This window comes from Vulcanisaeta souniana JCM 11219 (assembly GCF_026000775.1).
Taxonomy (GTDB): Archaea; Thermoproteota; Thermoprotei; order Thermoproteales; family Thermocladiaceae; genus Vulcanisaeta; species Vulcanisaeta souniana.
Map to the genome: position 1 here is coordinate 915123 of NZ_AP026830.1, position 19819 is coordinate 934941.

Here is a 19819-nt window from a genome sequence, read left to right on the forward strand (position 1 = left end):
CATCAAGAGCGTAAAACCCACGGACTTTTTTTTACTTCGGGTGTTCACAAAAAGTGAGTCGAGCAAAATAGAAAGCAACCCCACCTTACCATGACGTGATGCATAGCCCTGACTCCGTGCACTGCGTGGCTTAAATTAGTATGTGTCGCTTGTGGCCGTTATTGATTATTGCCTGTGGTCGCTGGATAATAGCCGCTTTACTTTATAGGCCCTGGCTCGGCATACGTGTTGGTTGGCATACGTAATGTTCATTAGTATTGCATAGCGGTGCGTGGTTCTTAGCTAGAAATGGATATAAATGCTGTGGATTTTATTGGCTTGTGTGAAGATGACCGCCATAACTGATGACGAGTGATGAGGAACTTGGGTTCTCGATGAGTAGTGCCCTAACTCAATCATTACTTATTGATTTCGTGAATTCCTCATATAGGTTCTCCAGGGTCTTTATAACGCCGTCACTCAAGTAATCGCTGTCAGCCGTACCCACGTACTTCATTAATTCCTCGGCGTTGGTTGCCGTAACCATCACAGTGCTCACCGGGTAGGAGAGAACGTACTTAATGGCCAGGGTCTCCAGGTCCATGCCCAGGGATTGAGCAATGGGCTTTATCCTCGTGTTTGTAAACCCCAGAGCCTTCACGAGCCAGTTTCTGCTCCTCAAGTTTCTATGATCGCTAGGTCCAAAGTTTATTTCCTGCTTACTCGTTAATACATTCGATGCATGCGGAACCCTGGTTATCAAGCCCACGGACTCCTCAACACCACGCCTCATCAACGACTTGCCAGGCTCCTGCTCAAGAACATTAAACACGAACATTATTGACTCATAACCCTCATCAATCGCCGCCAAACCCTCATTGAGGACATTAGTCTCCGGGCCGAGGGCAACACCTAAGTGTTCGACATAGCCCTCCTCCACGAGCCTCAACAAAGCCCTATGTAATTCCTTATCCCTGATTACATTGATTGGTGGATTGTGAAGTTGAAGTAGTGTTATCCTCCTGCCCAACCTATTGAAGGACTCCCTGACCGCATTAATGATATAGCTAACGCTGAAGTTCTGGACATGCCTACCATTAATTAATTTACCAACCTCATAACCAACCTTCGTGAATACATTAACGTCATAACCCCTAAGAGCCTCACCGAGTATTTTCTCGCTAAGTCCATCGCCATACATGTCCGCCGTGTCGAAGGTGTTTATTCCTAGGTCAAGGGCAGTCCTTATTAGGGCAATGTCTCGCTCCCTGTCATGGGCCCCATACATGTCCGTGCCAATGACCCAAGCCCCAAAACTAATCTCCGAAACCCTAATACCCGTCCTTCCAAGGGCCCTGTGATGCATCACCAAGCCACTAATTAAATCGACATTTAAACGCTGACTTAATGACTAGGCACTTTAACTAGTGCTAGCCACACACTGCGTTATGCAAGGTTTATAATGCCGTTAATCGCCATTAACCCAGTCCCATGGAATTGGGCAAGCCCTGGATTAATTTAGGTGAGTATAGGAGAACGCGACTAATGGAGGCGCGTTACGAGGCTGAGATAGCAATTAGAATGCTCGGTGAGGGCTTGAGCAGGAACGCGACCGGTAAGGCATTCCAGGCATGGAAGTCCTTCCTCGCGGCGATATCCACCGGTATGATCAACGAGTTAAGCAAGGTATATAGGCGTAAGGTAAGGGTTAGGGGATTGAAGGAGAGGATTAATGAGGCATTGTACGTGGTGGCCTTCATGCCCATGACACGCGTGTTCGAGGTATCCAAGGTACTTGCCGCACTAAGCCCAATGATACCGTACCTAACCCTGGCATCCCTCGAACTACATAGGTACCAATACAATGGGCCGGATAGGGAGGGGTATTCAGCGTGTTTAGGAGTGATGATGACGCTAGGGAGTTCATATGCAAGTTCCTAACCGACATGGCAGTTATATACCGGGAATTAACCAAGGAGGAATTCATAGACCTAACACAGTGCAAGCCAAGCACTTAAGCCTGGTACTCCTTAATGATGGGCCCTCAACCATTACCTACCCTGACCACCGTCCCCAGCACTTCTTTCCTTCTCAAGCCTTGTCGCCCAGCCGATCCAGGCCACCGCGTACCAATAAATCTTCCACACGTCAGGAAACCTATACCTATACTCCCTAACCAACTTCCAGGCAAGCTCCTTAAACCTATACGCCTCTTCAAGCGTCAACTCATCCTTCTGAATATACCTCCTAATCTCCTCAAACTCCGCCTTCGTCAAAGGATTACCACTGATCCTGCTAGCCAAGGACTCAAAGAGCCTATTCAACTCGCCCCTAATGACTGAGGCTGCCTCAGGCCTTAACACGCCCTCGTAACTCAGCATCTCAATCATAAACTCCTGGGAGTTGCGTATGGTTGTTGTAAAATCAAGGAGAGACCTCCTAAGCCGTGAAATCCCATCCTCAACCTTCTCCAACCTAGCCTTGACATTACCTAATTCAACCTTTATGCCACTTAACTCAGACTCAACGCCACTTAACCCTTTCCTTAACTCATTGAGCCTATCCTCAATGCCCCTAAATCTACTGCCCAACCAATATGCCGTAGACACCGCCGACACAACTACCGTGATCACCACGCCAATAAATCCAATAAGCACCTCATCCATACCCAAGCACTCTAAATTAACAAAAACAAAGCCATATAAGCCTTCCCAAAAGGCCAAGGGACAAGGCCTAGCGCACATGCTATATAGCCCGTGTAAACCATGGTTCAGGCCACTGAGCATTTAATCAATAAATAAACTATTTATTTAATCAATCATTATACATATAGTATCTATACCATAGCCCGGTGCGCGCGCCCGCACCTACTCGCACAGGGTCTTATTTCAATTACACATAAATGAGAATACTCGCATTCCAACAATTAACGCCTAGACTAATTAAACCTAGGTGACAAAAAGAATGACAAGTCTCGCCCTTCAGGGCGGGGAGGAGGTCAGAAGAACTTAAACGCATCCCTTATTATTACATAATATATACCATGATGACTGATTCCTTATAGTTACTTAATATTAAAAACATCATGATATAGCTTTTCCTCAATTATTCATGCCTTGTGTGCGACGTAATAATTAAAGCAGGTCGTAATGATGGGCAAGTTTAAACACCAAGTGACGATTAAGTGGACTTTGTGAGTTTTGCGAAAAGGACTAAACTAGGCATTTTCCATAATGCTGTGATGAAATAACAAAGATCTTAAACGAAACTTAAACTAAGCTTATAAATTAGTATAAAGCGTTACTAATGATGAAAAGATCATTTGTGATGACTGCATTGATGATAGCCGTGATCATCATAGCCATAGCAATTGCCATATTAAGGTCATCAATGCAATCCACATTGCCTATGAGTTACGTCAATAAACTCAAGGAATTGCTGATTAATGGTTCCTTCACTGCGACGTACAATAGAAGTTTTATGGAGACAATAAAAACAAGTTATGGTTATCAGCGAACCGCGCAGTGCAATGAAACAATGCAGTATGGTATTGGGTCAATTAATGATGGTAGGATCTTCATCAACACCGAGGAAACTTCATGCATGCCCTCCAACATACCCATTCTACCTACGGTAGAATTGGCTTATTGGACTAACGGAACGAGTATGTGCTTTGCGGTATACTCAATGGTGAACAACCGTAGTGAGGGAACCATTAATTGCTACCCTCCTGGGACATACCCACTGCTTAGGGTGTTCATGCCATTTAATGAGTTTTTGGGTAATGCTACATTCAACCTAGTCACCAGTGGGTATAGTGCCAATTACTCGGTGATTACATACATACATTACGTAAATACCACCAAATGGAACGGTCAAGCAACCTACTGTTTCCAGGTAATTAGCAACATAACTTTATCGCAAAGTGTGGCGCAGGGTTATAGTAATATTGCTATTTTAACCTCATTAACATGCCTACTACCCAATGGTTTACCAGCCATTACAATATTTAATGAGACAGTAATAACGAAGTCTTCGTCAAGTGCCGTTACGTATACGATTATGCAGGGCAGATCTGAACTAATAAACTACACACTGAATTACTTCAACACAACGGCGTTTAATGAATTAATATCAAAAATAAGGAGTTAGGGAGGTTACCGTATGGCAGGCCTACATGATTATTTAAATACATAGTTTCACCTAAACCGTGAACTGCTAATTAAGGATTGCACTTAATATTGATCAATTCTACATTACCTGACCCATTAATCACTATCGCGGTATCCGTGGCGTTTATGAACCTGTTTAACCACGAACCCGTGTTAGCTATGCGTAGCTCATTATTTATATTAGGTACGTGTGTATGCCCAATCACGATCCAATCATCCCTCCCAGCCCTCACAGCCAATCTAACCAACTTATCGTATAAACCACTAAGTAATTTATTCATCAGGGATGCAATTAATCCATTCTTAACAACGTAATCACCATGCAGGAACCAAAAAGTCTTACTGCCCATGACCAGCTTCACCGCCCCACGAATCACCCTAACATTAACATTATCAATGCTGTACCTAGTCTCTTTATGATAAAACCTTGGATCGTGGTCATGCATCGCCATTACATAGATCACTTCCCTCAATCCATTAATGCCTGACAAGCTTAAGCGTTGTATTAATTCATGCATATGCAATTGACTCATCACTTGCCTGTGTGCCTTGTCGAATAGGTCTCCGTTAATAACCAGGTAAATGTTTTCCTTGTCTAGGCTCCTCAGGTAATTGCCAATACAGCAGAAGTTCCTTTTGTTTGATTCTAGGTGTAGGTCTGATATGGCGATTATTAACGGGTCATTACCCAACTCTATTGTCGCCACATAAGCTTTTTCGTATATGAATGGCATTTCATAAATCAGTAATGTAATGATTAATCCCAGCACTAATGATACCATAATCACCGCTTGATTCATGATGCCTAACCTTAACGTGTATTGTTAAATATTTAATGGTCAGTGCTCCGCCGTTTGGCTTCATTGCTCATAGCCCTTAAACTTCATCATCAATAATTGTTTAAAGGGACTTGCGGTTTTAAGGTTTTTGTCATGGGGCCCTAACCACGGAGCTCACGATGTATATTACCGTTTAATTTCGTGATTATCTATATTATCTATAACCTACGCAATGCTTATAAATAGGTTGTCCAAGTTGTGCTTGGGTGGTTTTATTGCCAGGTACGCAATAATCGGGCTTGGTAAAATAGGGACTGCCATAGCCAAGTCCCTAATAAAGTCTGGCGTTGATCCTACAAGTATAAGCGGTAGTGTTAGGAGAGTTGAGAGCATTAGTAGGGTTGGGCATGAATTACCTGGCGTATTTGTGACTACGAACAATGCAGAGGTTGTTAAGGGTGCGGACATAGTAATACTAGCCGTTAAGCCCTACCAAGTCCTTGATGCCCTAATGCCCATACGTGATCTGCTCAGTAGCGATCAGTTGCTTATTTCTGTAGTTGCTGGGGTAACTACGGGCATTATAGAGGGCTTCGTTCTGTCGAAGGTCATTAGAGCCATGCCGAACATAGGCATTGTGATTGAGAGGGGCGTAACTGCCGTTGCGCCTGGTTCAAGGGTTTCTGAGGATGATGTTAAGAGGGCCTGCGGTATATTTAGTTCCATGGGCAGGTGCGTCGTTGTTAATGAGCGTTACATGGATGCAATAACCGCTATTAGTGGTTCTGGGCCTGCCTTCATGGCTTTAATACTCGAGGCACTTTGGGAAGCCGGATTACTGCTTGGCATACCTACTGATATCTCCTGGGAATTAGCCGTGGGCACCCTGGAGACCAGTGCTGAGTTGCTTAGGTTTAGGAAACCGTGGGAAGTCGTTGAGGAGGTTACGACGCCTGGTGGCGTGACGATCAGGGGAATTAAGGTTGCTGAGGAGGGTAGCCTTAGGGGTTTGATTATGAGGATGATTGAGGAGACCGCGAGGAGAGGTGGTGAGATCAGTAGGGAAATCGAAGCAGGCATTAGGTCAAGAATTAATAATTGATAGACGCAATATTTAACTACTTCTTTAAAATTGGAAGTCTTCGTGGGTAAGGGAACGAGGAGTGTGCGTGGCAGTACTAGGCATGTAAACGATGAGGCTGGGTCCGTTATTGAACCAATATACCAAACATCATTGTTCGACTTCAGGGAGCCTGAGGACCGGCCCTCACTGCACGGTGTTGTTCCGCTTAAGTATAGTAGGGAGGACAACCCAACCGTTTATGCCGTGGAGAGCAAGATGGCCGAGCTTGAGCACGGCGTTGATGCACTCGGCACTTCCAGTGGCATGGCGGCAATAACCACATTAATGATGTCGCTACTCTCTAAGGACTCTACGGTACTCATGCCCCTCGACGTCTACGGCTCAACGCTAGTACTCATGGAGAGACTGAACAGGTTTGGTGTCAGGACCGTAATCACCGACCCAGGCACTAATAACGTCATTAACTCCCTAAGGAACAGCATTAATGTTGTGTTCATTGAGTCCGTCTCAAACCCACTCCTCAGGGTTTATGATGTTCCTGAAATAGTTAAGGCTTCCCACGAAGCTGGCGCCACGGTCGTAGTTGACAATACCTTAGCCACGCCAATAGGCCTAACCCCAATTAATCATGGAGTTGACTTCGTGATCCACAGCGCCACCAAGTACCTTAGTGGCCATAATGATGTCGTGGCTGGTTTCATAGTTGGTAATGATGATAGGATCAAGGGTGTTTGGGAATGGAGGAGGTTCCTTGGCACGATCATGGAGCCATTCACCGCATTCCTACTGAATAGAGGATTGAAAACACTTCACATCAGGATGAGAACCCATGAGGAAAACGCCAAGGCAGTAGCCGAGTTCCTAATGAATCACCCAAAGGTCGAGAGAGTTTATTATCCATGCCTCAATAATCATGAGACTCATGAAACAGCGAAGAAACTACTCAGTAACTGCGGTGGCATAGTTAGTTTTGAGGTCAGGGGTGGCTTGAAGGAGGCCATGGCCGTTTATAAACACGCTAAGATGATAATACCGAGCGTCAGCTTCGGAGGCACCGAGAGCATAATAACGCACCCAGCAAGCACAACACACGCACACTGGAGCCCCGAGGATAGGGCCAGGGCGGGCATTAAGGACAACCTACTTAGACTGAGCGTGGGCCTTGAGGACCCTGAAGACATAATCAACGACCTCAGCCAAGCACTTAATTATGCCTAAGCCTAAATTAATTTATAAGAAATTAGTTAATAACTTAGTTAAAATTAATTCGAAATCATTTGCTTAATAGGATGTTATTGTTAAATCAGCTTTCCTAATTTTATGATGCTTTACAATAAAGATTTGTTATAAACACTTATGAAATTTATATACTCCCATCTTATTATTAATTGATGCCACCTTACATAGCGGATCATCCCTTTCCTCCATTGGTGGTGCAAGCATACGTTATTGATATGATATTCACAGATATTACTTTACATAGAGTAGTTTATAATAGTAAGGAATTAGGAATAGATGAGGATACATTACAAAGATTATTAAGTACTGTAAAAGAGTTTCAAAAGAAGAGAATGCAGATATACATTAAATTAGCGGAAATAGTAGCTAAATATCATAAAAGTCTAATTGAAGGTGAAATTGAAGAGACATTAAATATTAAGAATAAAATTGTCGAATTAATTGATGAGTATATAAAATTAGTAATTGATACTAATTTTATAATAAGAAATACTCTTAAAGATAAATGGAATAAGATTAAAGATGATTATATGAAAGAGAAAAAGAAATTTTAAGCGCCATTCCTAATTTCATGAAATAGAGTTCATTTTATCGTGAAATTTTCATGATTAAAACAGTAAGTAAAAAATACAACGTAATAGTTATAATTTATTTGCTATTGTTTTTGGGTAAATTTTTGTTTACGTATGTGTTTTTACGGGCTTTATTTACTGCGGGTTCTAATGGATTTAAGTTATTCCTATTGACTATTGCCTATTCGCTATCAAGCCTCGCCACTTTCGCGCTGGTTAGGGTTAGGACCGCCAGGGCTCTTTATCCCTTTACGTCCCTCCTCCTTCTCATTAACCTTCCTTACCTACGCTTATTCACCACCGCGCTGCTTATGGGTATGTTAAGTGTCCATACATCCTCAGTAATCCCAAGCTTAGTCAGTAAGGAGAGGCTTGGTCGTGTAAACTCAGAGAGGGTCATCATGGGCTCACTGGGTGACTTAATGGGCATTGTGATGGCTTTATTCATTAAGCCCACCTGGCTTTACCTAGCAATACCCCTTTACCTACTAGCGTTGTTGCTTCCACGGTTTGAGTATAGGAGGAGCGAGAGGCTCGTCTTTTCCGAGGCTAGGTTAATTTACCTTAACTCGTTTCTACTGGGTATAGCCTATAGCCTAACCCCAGCACTGATGGTCATGTGGTCCAGGGGTAATACCTACGAATTAGCCCTAATATATTCAGCACCACCAATAAGTAGCATAATAAGTGGTTTCCTTGGCCGTAGACCATTGAAACTGGGGCGTGAATTAATCATTGCTATAGCCTCCACAGTTGTTATGGCTGCGACCACCGGCCTAATGGGCGTCGTGGGCAATCCCGTAATTGCCTGGACCCTCGCCTTAACTCGCTGGTTCTTCATGGCTATGTTTGAAATAGCCATAACAACATTCATACAACTCAGGTGGAGGAGTGATGTACTACCCGGGCATTCCTGGTATTACCCTTAACATTGATGATTGTACAGTGGGCCTTCACAACTGCAGCCCTGATAACCCTAACGGCAGCACTCGTATTGCTGCCATATAAACTTAATACTAAATGAGTCCCATTAAAAATCAATTATTCTGTATTCTAGATGTTGCACATTACATTAATGATTATTGTTCTTCTACCTGAGCGAAACCTGGAATCAACGTTGAGTTATTGAGCAAAAATGCTGAAACCAATTTACGTCCATAGGTATGCTGAATTACTTAAAAACTATAAACTACTTAATGTGTTATCAGTAATGCAAACGCAGAGGCTACAGAGACTTTCGGATAATGTTTACGTTGTGATTGGTAGAACGAATGCCGGCGTGTTGGTTATAGATAATAATGAGTGCGTGATAATTGATACGGGAATTGACGAGGACTCAGGACGTAGAATACTCAACGCTATTAAACCCCTAAACCTAAGGGTTCGCGCCATAATAAATACTCACCATCACGCGGACCACATCGGCGGTAACGCATTAATTGTTAAGAGGAGCGGTGCCACCGTCTACGCAACACCGGAGGATAAACCCTTCATAGAGAGGCCCGTGCTCGAACCGCTTTATCTCTTTGGCTCCTTCCCACCTAAGTTACTTAGGACGAAACTCCTTGAGGCTGAGGGCGTAGTGGTTAGGGACCTGGACGATCTACGTAGGGAGGTGGGTTTTGAGGTGATGCCGCTACCGGGGCATACGATGGGTATGGTCGGGATAGCCTACGGAAATACACTGTTCACGGCTGACGCGTTCTTCCCGGTTGACGTCATACGAAAGTACGGAGCGCCATACCACTTAAATGCCGGCCTCGCGCTTGAAAGCCTTAGGAAGCTCTCCGAGGGCGTGACTAGGTATGAGTACGTCGTGCCTGCCCACGGCGATGTAATGAAGCCTCAAGATGCTATTAACGTAATTAATGAGAATATTAATGCAATAAATAGGTTGAGGGAGCTCGTCCTTAGTAATGTCAATGATCAAGTAGTACTTGAGGACTTAATTGTAAAGCTACTCTCATCGTTGGGTATAAACATTGATTCACCACACAATTACCTGCTGAACCGCTCCGCACTCCTCTCATACATTGCCTGGCTGGCTGATGATGGATTACTAACAATCAACGCCGTGGGCAATAGGCTGATCGTCTCTAGGGTGAAGAGGTGATAATTTAACTGAACTGGCGATACCCTTCTCAACATCATTAACTTAAGATTCCACTTTATATTTACGTAGCCTAACCATGCCATGATGGGCATGCCCCGCAAAAAGGTTGTCGTTATTGGCGGTGGAATCGCAGGATTAACAATTGCAAATACACTAATCGAAAAGGCCAAGGACTCCGTTGAAGTCACCGTGATAACCAGGGATAGGCACTACATCGGTGGACCAACGAGACCATTACTACTAACTAACGAGGAGGAGTACGGCAGGATCATCAGGGGTTATGAGGAGGTTGGGTTGAAGGGCGTCAATGTTGTTATGGGCGACGTGATTAGTATTGACTCCAACAATAGAGTTGTTAATTACGCCGAGACGCTACTCGGCAACCGCGTAAAGAGTTTAAGCTATGACTACCTCGTGCTGGCGCCTGGCGTTGTTTTTGATGGCTCATCAATAAACGGCTATGATAAGTACTGGTACATGAATGCCAATGTTTATGACCCAGGTAGGGTCCACGTTCTCAAGAATAGGGTATGGAATATTAATGGTGGTGCGGTAATAGTATACGCACCAAAGGCGCCCTACCGCTGTGCGCCTGGCCCCGTCGAATCAGCACTTCTCATCCATACAATACTTAAGTACAGGGGTGTTAGGGATAAGGTTAGGATTATACATATTGATGCGAATGATAAGACGCAACCGCCCGTGATAGCTGATGTTGTTAAGTTGATTTACGATAAGGCGGGCATTGAGTTAGTCACTAACCAGGAAATCGTCGAGATGAATGATAGGGAGGTGGTTACGAAAAGCGGTGAGAGGTATAAGTACGACCTGCTGGCAATGCTTGAGCCCAACAGGGTTCCATCATTCATAAGGGACGCTGGGTTAGGCACTGACTGGGTTGAGGTTAGGTCACCAACAGACCTGAGAACTCCAAAGTTCGATGATGTACTCGCCGCCGGCGATGCTGCAAAATTACCATACCCAAAGAATCAAGAAATCGCGTTCGAGAGCGCACTATTTGCCACCAACAAGATCCTAGAGGACCTGGGCAGTGATGAGAGGGTGTCCGTGCAGTATGCATTTGTTGGTTGGGCATACGTCGGTAATATTGAGGGTAAGTTGGAGACTGTAAGTGTTCAATTCGGCTTTGATTACACGCAACAACCACCAAAGCCGAGTAAGGATCCTGAACCGAAGAGGGACTACACTGTGCAGAAGGATAGGTGGATGCAGACGTACCTAAGGAGGTTGTTTGGCTACTGAGCAGCATTTACGTATTAACGCCTCAAACTTATCATCCCCAAGTATCATTAGGTATGCGTCCTCACCATCGTTATAGTAACTCCTTAATACGCCATGCACGTCAAAACCAAGCTTCCTATAGAGCGTTATTGCCGGCGTGTTTGATACTCTGGCCTCAAGTATCACGTGGTCAATACCCCTCTCGGCCATTGAGCATATTGACCTACATATTAACGCGTTGCCAATGCCCATCCTCCTATAGTTACTGAGAACGCCGACGGATATCACGTGACCCTTACCGAGGCCCTCTATGCACGATATTATGTAGCCCACGGGCTTCCCATCCATAAATGCTATGTAGGAGTAATTAGTGCAATTCCTGCATAACCAATTAATGAAACCAAGGGTGTACTGCTCGCTTGGCTTGAATATCTCTCTCTCGAGATTCACTATTATGTCCATGTCATTGTCAGGATCGCATCTCCGTAATTCTAGACTGCCCTTCATTTAATCATAAGCCTGGAAAAGTAATTTAATAATTATACTTTACCACCTATTAAATGGTTGCTAGGATACTCGCCACAGCAGACATTCACTCGCCAAAGTACTTCCCAAGGTTCAGGGAAACCGTTAAAAACCTCGGCAAGTTCGATGCCGTACTCATAGCTGGCGATTTGACGGAAAGCGGAAGCGTCGATGGGTTGAAGATATTAATCAACGAATTAAGGAGGCTTAGTGACACGATAATTGCGGTGCCGGGTAATGAGGATTATGATGAGGTCATGCCGAGGGCTAGGGAGCTGGGTGTCGTTAGGTGGCTTGATGATGAGGTCATTAAATTAACAATAAATGATGTAACACTTAGGATAATTGGTTCGAAGGGGTCCCTGGAGAGGCCGACGACGTGGCAGTTGAGGCACATATCCAATATAGCGGACACGTATAGGCGCAGGGTTGAGTGGCTTAGGAGAACCATAAACTCATCTAGGGAGTTGACAATCCTCCTAATACACTACGCACCAACATTTAAGACACTTCAGGGTGAGGACCCGAGGATTTGGCCCAGCCTTGGGGTTAGGGATTTGGAGGGTGTGATTTTTAGTAATAATGTTATTGCTATACATGGCCACGCCCACAACTCGACGGTTAGGTGCATTAAGTCCGGTAGCTCCTACATAGTTAACGCTGCCTTCACAAATATTTGGAAGCCGGTAATACTTGAGGTTGGTAATGAAGGATTGAGGTCAATAAGTGTTAGTTGTCAGGAGGTTAAGCATGAGAAGGGTGGTGGGCCGTCAATACTTGACTTCATGAAGTAATTACTTAATAAGTCCTTAACCACGAATTTCTGGAATGAGAAGGTCAATCAGTGGCTTAGTGGTTTACCTTGGTATTGCGGCGTATATCGTAGTGATGTCGTATTATACATTGCTGAAGTACCTAACATTTCACACCCACGCTGCGGACCTCGGGATATTCGCCCAGGCATTGGCGTCAACGCTGTATTACCACAGGCTGTTTTATGAGAGTGTTGATGTGGCGATAATACCCAAGCCCGGGCCCATAGGCTATAGTTTCCTAGACGTTCACTTCTCACCAACGTTATTCCTATTCCTACCCGTGTACGCCGTATACCCAAGTCCAGTTACCCTTCTAGTGGTTCAGACCGTGATTGTTGCCCTAGGTGCACTACCAATTTACTGGCTTGGTAAGCACTTGGATAGGGAATGGCTTGGTGTCTTCTTCGCAATTATTTACCTACTTAACCCACTGGTGCAGGGTGCGAATTCCTTCGACTTTCACATGGAGACCATATTCATGCCTCTGTCGCTATACGCAACATACCTATTAATAACGAGGAAATGGAAGATTTATTACCCAGTATTACTGCTCGCTCTGGGCACAATTGAATTTGCACCAATACCTCTCATGCTTCTTGGTCTTTATTACGTGCTGGTTAATGTGAGGAAAAAACGTGAATTAATGCATGGATTGGTTACTATTGCCTTGTCGATAATAATGCTGCTATTGGCTTTATGGATAAAGTCAGTACTCAATCCAGTGGGTCCCACTACAGTGTCGCCATTGTCTGGGTTACCTGAGCAGTACGCATCCTCATTCAGTTTCGGCATACTAGTCTCAGTTATTAAAAACCCGTCCTTAATACCAAGTCTCTACTCAGTGAATGGTACGGAGAAGTTCCTTTACTTCCTAGAGCTTTACGCGCCGACTGCCTTTACGGCCTTCCTAGACCCATTGGTACTCCCGTCACTTGCATGGCCTCTGGCCTCCTTCCTAACAAGTGATGTAATTTATTATAACCCGTTCTTTCAATACAGCTCCTTCTCAATACCCTTCATAATCATAGCGTCGCTGATGGCGTCATCGAAGATCCCCATAGATCAGATGAAGAGATTAATGGTATTAATACTCATATCGACCCTAATCGTATTCCTAGGTGTAGATCCACTCATACACTTTCAATACAAATTAACGGGTACTGATCACAAAATATGGAATGCACTAGGGTTAATACCCGACAATACAACGGTGCTTGTTCAGAACAATCTATATCCACCATTCTCAAACGACATAAATGCCTACACACAGTGGTACCCATGGCTAAAACCAGAATACATAGTGGCCCAACCAAATAACCCGTGGTTCACCTGGTGGGGCACGCCATACAATGAGTACGTGAATGCCGCATTACAGGAGGGATACAGCGTATACATTACCATTGGTAACTCACTACTCGTCTTAAGGGCAAATTACACGGGAAAACCAATAATCTGCGTACCAATTACCGTAAGTATGATACCCGGAAGTATAACCATAATAAATGGCTTATTAAGCAATAACAAGATTATACATACTCCAAGTGAGCCGCCTGGTACCTGGTTTGTGGCCAGCATTGAATTACCGCCAGGCCAATACAATATAACAATGTTATACTCATGGAGTGGACCCGAATACTTGAGGCAGCTAAACACTACATTAGCATACATAAGGGTTAACCAATATACAATAAACTTAACTACAGAAGAGAACACAACATCATTAGTACTGTGGAATAACTATTACGGAGACGTCACGATAACAGCGTACGTTAATTATGTGGTGAATACGACAATATACATGAATCAAATAATAATCACTGGGCCAACATGTAACTAGGAGAACCTAAAGGGCTTTATTTCTATTATCTCAATCTCATCACCAGGCCTAATCCCATAGGTCTCCCTAACCTTCCTAGGAACAGTAAACTGCCTAGAATCCGTATGCCTAGTCCTCAGCAACTTAACGCCCTTAACCGTAATTGGAATCCCATTGTACGAAACCGTGATGACAGCATACTTAAGTCCAGAAATACCCAAAGCCCTAACTAGACTTGCGGGAATCAGAACCTGGTTATTCAGGTAAACCCTAACCTTATACGGTAATTTAGTAACTCCATAACCCGGCGCGCCACGCCCCTGCCTCAACTCCTGCCCATGCATTACAAATGTTAAGGTTCAGGGAAGTATAAAAAATTAATGTTTAAATGTTTAATAGAAAGGGAAACAAAATTGCAAAATCACGGCCGTGTTTATTAAAGTCAGCCTTTACCTGAAACTACCCACTACATGAAGGCCTTAAGGAATGGTGCTCCTTCGTGGCGAGTAGATTATGGTATTAGGACCACGAGTTACATCGGCCTAGGGGCCATGATGGGTAATAGCCATCTGCATTGTAATAATTGATCTCGTAAGCCTTACCACGAATACCATGAAGGGGCTTAGGCTGAATTGATGATTGAACGAGCACGGCGGAGTTATCAAGGCCATGCCAGTGATGAGTACGATTAACACGGCTTAACGTGACCTATCAATAAATAACCTCAATTTAGAACCCATACTCATTAAATTCCTGACAATTCATGGACTTTTAACTTCAGACGCTTTTAAAAGTGATACGAATAATATCAAGATTATTTTCACAATTATTATTGCGACTATCCAATCTAGGGATCATAAGGTGGTGAAGATTAATGATCCGTGTTGGAGCCCCGGCCGGGATTCGAACCCGGGACCTCCTCATTACCAGTGAGGCGCTCTACCAGGCTGAGCTACCGGGGCGGGGTTGAATCCCAATCTAGGGTTTTAAGCATTTCTCATGGAGAATCGCTTAACCGCATTGACGCAATGCCTTACTAACGAGCCACCCAACCTCATTCCACTAATGCCTTTGTAACCTATCCGCACCGGGCAGAGATTGAGGAAGGCATTACTCAAAAGGTACCCGCAGAGTACGGTCGTGATATATTACAGAACCAAGGGGCTCGCCAGGTCGACCCAGGTGATGCGCCGTGGGCTCATTACATGTAGTTAACCATAGTTTATGGGCATACCGTTGTTACGGCAGCACTACAATCCCATGCAAGGATCCGTAACCCGGTGAGTATTCATTACGAGTGCGTAGCTTAGGGCCGGTATTGGCTCATTCACGTACCCGCAGTTCAACGACCATGAACTTAATGCACATTCAACCCCACTCGAGCTACTTTCTCTGAACACCCGAAGTAAAAAAATCCATAAATTTTATCACCCTTGATGGGTATGGGTTCTGGGTCTAGGCTTTTGTTCATAGCCGCCGTGATCATCGCCGCTGTAGTTGCTACCTCAGTACTCGTTGCTTTACCGACGCCTTTAACTAACCATGGCGCCGTGGTTAGACCTAACGATGTTGTGAGCAATAAATTCGCAGACGCTAACCAGGGTATTGTTAGTTTTCCAACGAGTCTTAACATGCCAATCTATGTCGTTGGCCTGCAAACATTAGCTCAAAAATTGATTAATATCGGCATTAATCAGTCGCTGATTAAGCCCGTGGGCCTTGATCAATTAGTGAGTCTACCAAACAACAGTGTTGTCGTTATTGATTGGTCCTTAATTAAGTCTAGCATTATTTCCAGTGGCCCATTGGGCAGGATAACCGTTAACCTAACGAGTCCGGTGATTCATGATTTAGCCATCGCCATTGCTAGGAACGACATAATCGGCATTTATGCGAACGGTAGTGATGAGGGTGTCATCGAGTTCGTGCTAGCCTATTCATGGGCGGTGGCCACGAGCCATAAATTATTGCTCAACATAAATGAGCCAAGTAATGACTACCTACTAGCCTACCCAATAATACCGGTGAGTAGGCATGAACCTGTGGTAATCGTGGTGAGGTGGGTTAAGCCATGGGGACTAATAATAGGGCCAGTGTACCTAAGTCAATTAACAACGGTTATGGTAAACATGATGAGACCGACTACAACAGCGACAACAGTAAGTAGCAACGTAGACCCAGTGCAAGGCGAGGATCCATGCTACGAGGGATACTCCGTCGAATTTAGCAGTGCCTCAAGTCCATCATCCGGTGTGTATGTGACGGGCACTACCACGTTTATATGGGCGGCACCAATGCTTTATTCAGGTTGGTACCAGTACGGCATACCGGGTTATTCTGACGGAAACGGCACGTATTACTGGGATACATGCTTATTGGCATCTAACGAAATCTTTGGTAGTGCACCACCATCAGTCCCCATAAACGTTATCGGTTATGAAGCATATTTAGAGAGTCCTACGATGTATGATAACGGTGGTCTTGAGGGTTACCAGGTGGGTGCCATTGATTACTACACTGGCTATCAGATGTATAAGGAAGGCAAAGTCAGCACATTTGTCGGCGATGGAGGTCCTACTCAATGGATTCCACAATCAACAAGTAGCACGTCTAGTTACGAAATATACTTTGGCTTAGAGGTAGCAGGGCAGGAATTAATTCCGTTTATCGGGATTGGTATATCGTTACCTGCTGGTACTAGCGAGATGATTTCCCTTTCTCAAAATCCAGGATATAGCACAAGCCTACCCAACGTACCCACTATAATACTGTCCAACATCACGTGGACATTCAGTGTAGGTGCCAGCGGTAGCTATGCGACATTCCCAAATGCTTTTGAGGACATATCACCAGCCAGCATATACTTACCGAGTTTATCCACGGAAAGCTATGCGGCATTTCCGGTAGACTTTGAGAATAATGCAGTAACCTCCTGGGTATACTGTGCCCACTTTACTTACCAGACCATTTGGGTTAATGCCTGGTGGGTTATCGATGTTGTACCTTCATCAAGCAGTACTGTGGATCTTTCAAACACAGCCGCATACTGGAACCTTGCAAATGCACCACCTAGCTCTTACGTAAGTGGAGTATCGTCAGGCATAGTTTATACACCATGCACATATTCATAGTATGTCCCAAGTGAACCAACCCGTCAAATACATGAGCGATAATTAGGCCCCGTGATTATTATTAATCATACCCCGGAGGCATCCTTATAATTCATTAATTCCGCGGAGAAGGCCAGGGCCCAGGTTAGGTTTGGGTATACTATCATCCTCTCCATCCCGCCTGGGCCTAGGCCTAGGTACATGTGCATTATGTATAGTATTAGGGCTATGAGGCCAATAGTGCCTAGTATTGGCCATAGTACTCTCCCTGGGCTTCTTGATATCTTTATCGTTGGGTATGATGATATTGATGCAAATAGGAAGGCTATTAATGCGAAGATTAGGTGGAATGGGTGAACGGTCTCTGGGAATATGCCAACGCCCATTGCGCCAATGCCCGTTAGGGCTATCGTTACTGCAAAGACCTTACTAAGTTTCCATGTGAGTATTGCCGCGATTATCAGTAGGAGGCCCATGATTATTATTGAGGAGTTGAATATAACCGCCGTAGGCCCAACGCCCAAATCACTGATGTAATTCCTGGAGACCGAATACCCCGGATAAAGCGCCTCGGCGGTTAGCATCAATAGTAGGAATTCGGCCACGCCAATGAATATTAAGAGCCCGGCCGTACTTAACCTATTGGTGGTCATCGTGTATAAATCATTCTTAACAGCTATTAATTTCTGTAATTATTTAGGTTATGTATATTATTGATTAAACGTTTATTAAGGGGGTTGCAGGCATTGGGGTGGTCATTAACGTGATCAGGGCGCCTCATGTGCCGACAAGCGAGGAATTATGGAATGCGGTGGTTGGTGTATACTTTAGTCTTCAGGCTAGGAACCCAAGCATTGAACCTGGTATTGATAGATTGAGAAGACTCGAGTTAAGGAGGGTTAGGGAGACAAGGAAGTACTTGATTGATACTTTTCGTGATATAGCCCTTGGTATGCCCTTCCTGGACTCTCTGCACCCATTTTACAGGGAACTTATTGAGTTAATGATTGACAGGACCGTGTATAAGCACTCCCTGGCCAAGGTTGGTCACGCAACGAAGGCCCTATCATCCATTTACAGGGACACTATATTATCCATTAGGTCTGCCACCACGAATTATGACATAATTAGAGCCAGAAAGAAATTCCTGAGTAGGGTCAGAGATCTCATCATGGATTTAAAGCCTGAGCTTGATTTCCTGAAGGGCGCTGCGGTTAGGCTTGATAAACTACCAAACATAGAACCTGGGTTATTCACGATTGTTGTTTCAGGCATGCCAAACGTCGGTAAGAGTAGTTTCGTTAGGTGCGTTAGTAGTGGTAGGCCCAGGGTGGCCGAGTATCCATTTACAACGAAGGAGCTTCATGTTGGTCATTTCACTGTACTCAACGATGTAAAGATCCAGGTAATAGACACCCCGGGGCTTCTTGATAGACCACTAAGTGAACGTAATAAGATAGAGCTACAAGCCATATTGGCGCTTAAGTATTTGGCTAAGGTGATAGTCTTTATACTGGATCCTACTAGTCATAGTGGTTACTCATTGACAGAGCAAATAAATCTACTGAGGGAAATTCGGAGCGGTTTCAGCACGCCAACGCTCGTGCTAATTAATAAGATTGATATAGCTACGGAGAATGAGGTAGATGCTGCATTGAGTAATATAACCGTTATTGATGGCTCAATACCCATATTCAAGGTATCAACAATTAACTGCAGTGGTTGTAAGGTCGTCATTGATCACATAGTTGATAATTACGTAATACCCATGCTCAAGGAATCATTAAGTAGACAATAGGGATTAAACATTATAAGTACCCTCAACTTGGCATAATTACAATGCAAATAGCCATAGCAGCACATTCAAGCGCTGTGGATCCCAAGAGCGAGGCCATGGCTAGGGAATTCCTTAAGGAACTTCATTCCCAATGTCCAGCGGCTACGTTACTACTTGGTGGTTACTGGGGATTCATGAAGTCCATAGTTGATGATTCATTGAAACTGGGATTCAGGATCGTTGTTATACTTCCCCTGGAGAGACATGATGCTGAGTTACCAAGTGGTGTTGTTAGGATCGACAGCGGGTGCGAGTTTAGGTGTAGATCCGTCGTCATGGTTAGGTCCAGTGATGTACTTGTGGCATTGGGTGGTGGCGCCGGCACAATGATTGAAGTACTACTGGCCTACGCAATGGGTAAACCTGCTTATGTCTTGGTTGGGACTAACCTGAGTAGTGATGCCCTGCCCAAGGCATTTCCTGAATATGTTGATGATAGGAGGGTTGTCAGGATTAGGTACTTCGACGACCCAGTTAGGCTGGCTAGGGAGGTTTGTCGGGAAAGGATTACGAGTATTAAGACAATGTTTGGTTAG

19 protein-coding genes and 1 tRNA gene are annotated in these 19819 nt (G+C 44.4%); 13 read left to right on the plus strand and 7 right to left on the minus strand.

Annotated elements, in window-relative coordinates:
* Positions 1 to 391 precede the first annotated feature (391 nt).
* The gene (locus Vsou_RS04930; protein ID WP_188602400.1) at positions 392 to 1345 is read right to left on the minus strand and encodes an aldo/keto reductase; all 954 of its coding nucleotides are present in this window, start codon (positions 1343 to 1345) and stop codon (positions 392 to 394) included.
* 125 nt (positions 1346 to 1470) lie between these two features.
* On the opposite strand from Vsou_RS04930, the gene Vsou_RS04935 reads away from it, so the two are divergent.
* The gene (locus Vsou_RS04935; RefSeq protein WP_229709675.1) at positions 1471 to 1920 is read left to right on the plus strand and encodes a PaREP1 family protein; all 450 of its coding nucleotides are present in this window, start codon (positions 1471 to 1473) and stop codon (positions 1918 to 1920) included.
* 110 nt (positions 1921 to 2030) lie between these two features.
* Here Vsou_RS04935 and Vsou_RS04940 read toward each other — a convergent pair whose 3' ends face one another.
* Complete coding sequence (locus Vsou_RS04940) at positions 2031 to 2645, minus strand: hypothetical protein (protein WP_188602399.1); 615 nt, start codon at positions 2643 to 2645, stop codon at positions 2031 to 2033.
* 643 nt (positions 2646 to 3288) lie between these two features.
* Between Vsou_RS04940 and Vsou_RS04945 the strand changes: the two genes are divergently transcribed.
* Positions 3289 to 4131 (plus strand): hypothetical protein, encoded by an 843-nt coding sequence (locus tag Vsou_RS04945; RefSeq protein ID WP_188602398.1) that lies wholly within the window; start codon positions 3289 to 3291, stop codon positions 4129 to 4131.
* A 70-nt stretch (positions 4132 to 4201) separates the two neighbouring features.
* Here the strand turns inward: Vsou_RS04945 and Vsou_RS04950 are convergent, their stop codons facing one another.
* Positions 4202 to 4933, minus strand: coding sequence for a metallophosphoesterase family protein (locus Vsou_RS04950; protein ID WP_264890785.1), 732 nt, complete (start codon positions 4931 to 4933; stop codon positions 4202 to 4204).
* 244 nt (positions 4934 to 5177) lie between these two features.
* Between Vsou_RS04950 and proC the strand changes: the two genes are divergently transcribed.
* The 6 genes from proC to Vsou_RS04980 all read left to right on the plus strand — a co-directional run bounded on the left by proC (position 5178) and on the right by Vsou_RS04980 (position 11201).
* On the plus strand, positions 5178 to 6032 hold the full coding sequence (gene proC / locus Vsou_RS04955; RefSeq protein WP_229709674.1) for a pyrroline-5-carboxylate reductase: 855 nt from the start codon (positions 5178 to 5180) through the stop codon (positions 6030 to 6032).
* Between the two features lie 42 nt (positions 6033 to 6074).
* Positions 6075 to 7232 (plus strand): trans-sulfuration enzyme family protein, encoded by a 1158-nt coding sequence (locus Vsou_RS04960; protein ID WP_229709673.1) that lies wholly within the window; start codon positions 6075 to 6077, stop codon positions 7230 to 7232.
* Positions 7233 to 7405: 173 nt separating this feature from the next.
* Complete coding sequence (locus Vsou_RS04965; protein WP_188602394.1) at positions 7406 to 7807, plus strand: hypothetical protein; 402 nt, start codon at positions 7406 to 7408, stop codon at positions 7805 to 7807.
* Between the two features lie 188 nt (positions 7808 to 7995).
* Positions 7996 to 8754 carry an MFS transporter gene (locus tag Vsou_RS04970; protein WP_264890786.1) on the plus strand — a complete coding sequence of 253 codons (759 nt, stop codon included), beginning with the start codon at positions 7996 to 7998 and terminating at the stop codon, positions 8752 to 8754.
* Positions 8755 to 9035: 281 nt separating this feature from the next.
* Entirely contained in the window at positions 9036 to 9938 is a 903-nt protein-coding gene (locus tag Vsou_RS04975) for an MBL fold metallo-hydrolase (protein WP_188602392.1), read from the plus strand.
* Positions 9939 to 10022: 84 nt separating this feature from the next.
* The gene (locus Vsou_RS04980) at positions 10023 to 11201 is read left to right on the plus strand and encodes an NAD(P)/FAD-dependent oxidoreductase (protein ID WP_188602391.1); all 1179 of its coding nucleotides are present in this window, start codon (positions 10023 to 10025) and stop codon (positions 11199 to 11201) included.
* On the opposite strand, the gene rimI is transcribed toward Vsou_RS04980, so the two are convergent.
* Positions 11178 to 11687, minus strand: coding sequence for a ribosomal protein S18-alanine N-acetyltransferase (gene rimI, locus Vsou_RS04985; protein ID WP_188602390.1), 510 nt, complete (start codon positions 11685 to 11687; stop codon positions 11178 to 11180). The two genes, Vsou_RS04980 and rimI, sit on opposite strands and share 24 nt — an antisense overlap.
* Before the next feature lie 53 nt (positions 11688 to 11740).
* Here rimI and Vsou_RS04990 point away from each other — a divergent pair, with 53 nt between their 5' ends.
* Positions 11741 to 12499: a metallophosphoesterase family protein gene (locus Vsou_RS04990; RefSeq protein WP_188602389.1), complete on the plus strand. Its 759-nt coding sequence runs from the start codon at positions 11741 to 11743 to the stop codon at positions 12497 to 12499.
* A 34-nt stretch (positions 12500 to 12533) separates the two neighbouring features.
* On the plus strand, positions 12534 to 14357 hold the full coding sequence (locus Vsou_RS04995) for a DUF2079 domain-containing protein (protein WP_188602388.1): 1824 nt from the start codon (positions 12534 to 12536) through the stop codon (positions 14355 to 14357).
* Here the strand turns inward: Vsou_RS04995 and Vsou_RS05000 are convergent.
* Complete coding sequence (locus Vsou_RS05000) at positions 14354 to 14680, minus strand: AbrB/MazE/SpoVT family DNA-binding domain-containing protein (RefSeq protein ID WP_188602387.1); 327 nt, start codon at positions 14678 to 14680, stop codon at positions 14354 to 14356. The two genes, Vsou_RS04995 and Vsou_RS05000, sit on opposite strands and share 4 nt — an antisense overlap.
* A gap of 541 nt (positions 14681 to 15221) precedes the next feature.
* Positions 15222 to 15298: transfer RNA gene (locus Vsou_RS05005), tRNA-Thr, on the minus strand.
* A gap of 474 nt (positions 15299 to 15772) precedes the next feature.
* Here Vsou_RS05005 and Vsou_RS05010 point away from each other — a divergent pair.
* Positions 15773 to 17467, plus strand: coding sequence for a hypothetical protein (locus tag Vsou_RS05010; RefSeq protein ID WP_188602386.1), 1695 nt, complete (start codon positions 15773 to 15775; stop codon positions 17465 to 17467).
* Positions 17468 to 17532: 65 nt separating this feature from the next.
* Here Vsou_RS05010 and Vsou_RS05015 read toward each other — a convergent pair whose 3' ends face one another.
* Positions 17533 to 18099 (minus strand): DUF998 domain-containing protein, encoded by a 567-nt coding sequence (locus tag Vsou_RS05015; protein ID WP_188602385.1) that lies wholly within the window; start codon positions 18097 to 18099, stop codon positions 17533 to 17535.
* A gap of 110 nt (positions 18100 to 18209) precedes the next feature.
* On the opposite strand from Vsou_RS05015, the gene Vsou_RS05020 reads away from it, so the two are divergent.
* Together Vsou_RS05020 and Vsou_RS05025 are read left to right on the plus strand one after the other, a co-directional pair.
* Positions 18210 to 19244 (plus strand): NOG1 family protein, encoded by a 1035-nt coding sequence (locus tag Vsou_RS05020; protein ID WP_264890787.1) that lies wholly within the window; start codon positions 18210 to 18212, stop codon positions 19242 to 19244.
* Positions 19245 to 19285: 41 nt separating this feature from the next.
* Positions 19286 to 19819 (plus strand): SLOG cluster 4 domain-containing protein, encoded by a 534-nt coding sequence (locus tag Vsou_RS05025; protein WP_054843214.1) that lies wholly within the window; start codon positions 19286 to 19288, stop codon positions 19817 to 19819.